The organism is Rhizobium sp. 01T444, assembly GCF_056398305.1.
This window is the reverse complement of sequence record NZ_JBFTPD010000342.1, coordinates 1-559: the sequence shown is the minus strand read 5'-3', so window position 1 is coordinate 559 and position 559 is coordinate 1. Positions and strand designations below refer to the sequence as shown.

Annotated in this window: 1 protein-coding gene; it reads right to left on the bottom strand. The window is 60.6% G+C overall.

Annotation, left to right across the window (positions count from 1 at the left end; all coding sequences use genetic code 11):
- Positions 1–41: 41 nt before the first annotated feature.
- On the bottom strand, positions 42–559 hold a 518-nt coding region (locus tag AC1DTN_RS38820), incomplete at its 5' end, for a methyl-accepting chemotaxis protein (RefSeq protein WP_477925547.1).

The window sequence follows — 559 nt, the reverse complement described above, 5'->3', positions numbered from 1 at the left end:
TCCCAATACGTACGCGCCAAGGACTCTTGAGCTAGAGCTGTCTAGAACTTCGTCCAGTCGTCTGCGACCCCGCTGGTCATGGTCAATTGGGGAGCGGTGCCCGCCTCTTTCTTCCCGTGGACCCTCCGCGCTACGTTGGTTGCAGCACTGGCGGCTTGCACTGGTGTTATCCGATTGAAGGTGGGCATTACATGGGGACTGGTGTCCAGTTTGAAGACGCCAACTGCCTCTACCAAGCTGCCCGCTTGCTCCTGCAGCGACTGCGCGGCAGCCGAGGCCTCTTCCACCAATGCCGCGTTCTGCTGTGTCACCTGGTCCATTTGCGTGATGGCCTGATTGATCTGCTCGATGCCGGATGTCTGCTCATGGCTGGCCGCCGTGATCTCGCCCATGATGTCGGTCACGCGCTTCACGCTTTCGACGATGTCGTCCATGGTCTTTCCCGCTTCGCCCACGAGTTGGCTTCCCGCAGCCACTTTACTAACCGAATCGTCGATCAGGCCCTTGATCTCCTTCGCTGCGGCGGCCGAGCGCTGCGCGAGGCTGCGCACTTCAGAGG